The organism is Caulobacter sp. HMWF025 (assembly GCF_003060965.1).
GTDB lineage: Bacteria > Pseudomonadota > Alphaproteobacteria > Caulobacterales > Caulobacteraceae > Caulobacter.
This window is the reverse complement of record NZ_QAII01000171.1, coordinates 1-2,885: the sequence shown is the minus strand read 5'-3', so window position 1 is coordinate 2,885 and position 2,885 is coordinate 1. Positions and strand designations below refer to the sequence as shown.

The 2,885-nt window shown below is 66.8% G+C and carries 3 protein-coding genes; 2 read left to right on the top strand and 1 reads right to left on the bottom strand.

The window, feature by feature from the left end; all coding sequences use genetic code 11:
- A partial coding sequence (locus DBR10_RS20320) for a putative PEP-binding protein (protein ID WP_335582568.1) occupies positions 1-1,019 on the top strand: 1,019 nt, incomplete at its 5' end.
- Between the two features lie 240 nt (positions 1,020-1,259).
- A complete protein-coding gene (locus DBR10_RS17895) occupies positions 1,260-2,189 on the top strand; it encodes a DUF4861 family protein (protein WP_108504106.1) in 930 nt (309 codons plus the stop codon).
- 56 nt (positions 2,190-2,245) lie between these two features.
- On the opposite strand, the gene wrbA is transcribed toward DBR10_RS17895, so the two are convergent.
- Positions 2,246-2,845 (bottom strand): NAD(P)H:quinone oxidoreductase, encoded by a 600-nt coding sequence (wrbA, locus tag DBR10_RS17890; RefSeq protein ID WP_108504105.1) that lies wholly within the window; start codon positions 2,843-2,845, stop codon positions 2,246-2,248.
- Between the last annotated feature and the right edge of the window lie 40 nt (positions 2,846-2,885).

Genomic DNA, 2,885 nt, shown 5'->3' with positions numbered 1-2,885 from the left:
TCCGCGCCAATGCCGAAACCCCGCTGGACGCCAAGACCGCGCGTCAGTTCGGGGCCGAGGGCATCGGCCTGTGCCGCACCGAGCACATGTTCTTCGACGACACCCGGATCGCCGCCGTGCGCGAAATGATCCTGGCCGACGACGAAGCCGGTCGCCGCACGGCCCTGGCCAAGATCGCGCCCTTCCAGAAGGCCGACTTCGTCGAGCTGTTCACGATCATGGAAGGCCTGCCGGTCACCATCCGCCTTCTCGACCCGCCGCTGCACGAATTCCTGCCCCACAGCGAGGAAGACGTCGTGGCCGTGGCCGAGGCTACGGGTCTGGACGCCGACAAGCTGATGCGCCGGGCCAAGGAACTGCACGAAACCAACCCCATGCTGGGCCATCGCGGCTGCCGCCTGGGCGTCTCCTATCCCGAGATCTACGAAATGCAGGTCCGGGCGATCATCGAGGCCGCCTGCGACATCGCCAAGTCCGGCAAGGCCGCGCCGATCCCCGAGATCATGCACCCGCTGGTTGCCAAGGGTGAGGAGATGAAGTACCTACGCGAGCTTACCGACCGGACCGCCAAGGCGGTTCTGGCCGAGCAGGGCATCGCCATCGAGTACACGGTCGGCACCATGATCGAGCTGCCGCGCGCCGCCCTGCGGGCCGGTGACCTGGCCGCCAATGCCGAGTTCTTCAGCTTCGGTACCAACGACCTGACCCAGACGACGTTCGGCATCAGCCGCGACGACGCCGGCAAGTTCCTGGGTGCCTATATCGACAAGGGCATCTTTGAAAAGGACCCCTTCGTCAGCCTCGACCAGGAAGGTGTGGGCGACCTGATCCGCATCGCCGCTGAGCGCGGACGGGCGGCCCGTCCGGGCGTCAAGCTGGGCATCTGCGGCGAGCACGGCGGTGACCCCGCCTCGATCGCCTTCTGCGAAAGCGTCGGCCTGGACTATGTGTCGTGCTCGCCCTACCGCGTGCCGATCGCCCGTCTGGCCGCGGCCCAGGCGGCCCTGGCGGCCAAGTAGGCCAAGACCTCACGACCGGACTGAACAACCGCCCCGAGGCTCGCGCTTCGGGGCGGTTTGTTTTTGTGAACTTACCCAGGGACTGGCCCTTTCCGAGGGCAAGACATCCGGAGGAAAGCCCAGACAAGGCCATGACCGTGCGGGGGTTGCCTTGCGGCTGACAGCGGTGTCTGGTTCGGATCAACCGGCCGCAGATCCGTTCCGCGATCCCCTAGAGCCGCAGTCGGACCGGAGTGAGCGATGTCGAAGTGTCTCTGCCTGGTGATCGCCGGCCTGCTGGCCTTGCCCCTGGCGGCCGCCGCCCAGGGCGTGCCGGTCCCGCCGCGCCTCGCTTTCCAGATGGCCAGGCCCGATGCCGAGGGCCAGACGCCGCGCGCCACGGTCGTTTATGCGCCCTATCGTTATGACGACATCCTCTGGGAGAACGATCGCACCGCCCATCGCATCTATGGTCCGGCCCTGCAGGCGCATGAGCCGCCGTCTACGTCTGGCATTGATGCCTGGGGCAAGTCGGTGCGCTGGCCGTTCATGGAGCGCCAGCTGAAGACCGGCCAGCAGCATGATTTCCATGGCGAAGGCCTGGATTACTACAATGTCGAGACCACGCGCGGGGCCGGCGGCCTCGGAGTCTGGCAGGACAACAAGCTGTGGGTGTCGCGGAACTGGAAGTCGTACGCGATCCTCAAGAACGGCCCCGACGCGGCGGCTTTCAGGGTCGACTACGCCCCCTGGCCGGTGGATGTGGACCGCAAGGTCTGGGAGACCCGGACCTTCACCCTGCCGATGGGGACCAATTTCACGCGGATGGTCTCGACCTTCGGCTCCGACAGGGCCGGGCCCCTCACCATCGGCATCGGCATTGCCAAACGCAAGGGACCGAACGGGTCGGGGGCCTTTGTCGCTGACCTGGCTCCGGGGCGGGTCTCCTACTGGGAGCCGACCGACCCGGACAAGGGCACGATGGGCATCGCCCTGATGGTGGATCCGGCGTCTGTCGTCGAGATCCGGCAGGACGCCGACAACTACCTGGTCCTGGTCAGGGTCGAGCCCGGCAAGCCGTTCGTCTACTATATGGGGGCCGGCTGGGACAAAGGCCTGGACTTCCACTCGCGGGCCGAATGGGAGACCTATGTGAAGGCCCAGGCCCCGGACTTTGATCCGGCGCACTAGCCATTGACCCCCTCCCGGCCGACGGTCGGCGGGGAGGGGGCAGGGTGCATCCTGACCTAGCCGTGCAGCTTGATCGCGGTCTCGGCGACCTTGCGGCCCTGATAGCGGGCACCGCCAAGTTCGTTCTCGCTGGGCTGACGCGAACCGTCGCCGCCGGCGAGGGTGGTGGCCCCATAGGGGCTGCCGCCGGTGACTTCGTCGAGGGTCATCTGGCCGGCGTAGCCGTAGTCGAGCCCGACGATCACCATGCCGAAATGCAGCAGGTTGGTGATGGTCGAGAACAGGGTCGTCTCCTGGCCACCATGCTGGGTCGCCGTCGAGGTGAAGGCCCCGCCGACCTTGCCGTTCAGGGCACCCTTGGCCCAGAGACCCCCGGCCTGGTCGAGGAAGCTGGCCATCTGTGAGGGCATACGGCCAAAACGGGTGCCCGCGCCGATGATGATCGCATCATAGTCGGCCAGCTCTGCCACGGTGGCGATGGGGGCGTCCTGGTCGAGCTTGAAGTGAGCGCCCTTGGCGATGGCTTCCGGCACGGTTTCCGGAACGCGCTTGATGTCGACGGTCGCGCCGGCCTCGCGGGCCCCTTCGGCGACGGCCTTGGCCATGGTTTCGATATGGCCGTAGGACGAATAGTAGAGAACGAGAACCTTGGCCATGATGGCCTCCTTGGCTGGATCAGGGTGGGGCGGCGCGACC

Excerpts from the sequence above, each read along its gene's own strand:
- DBR10_RS17895 (WP_108504106.1), top strand. The coding sequence starts at position 1,260 with ATGTCGAAGTGTCTCTGCCTGGTGATCGCCGGCCTGCTGGCCTTGCCC.
- wrbA (WP_108504105.1), bottom strand. The coding sequence starts at position 2,845 with ATGGCCAAGGTTCTCGTTCTCTACTATTCGTCCTACGGCCATATCGAA.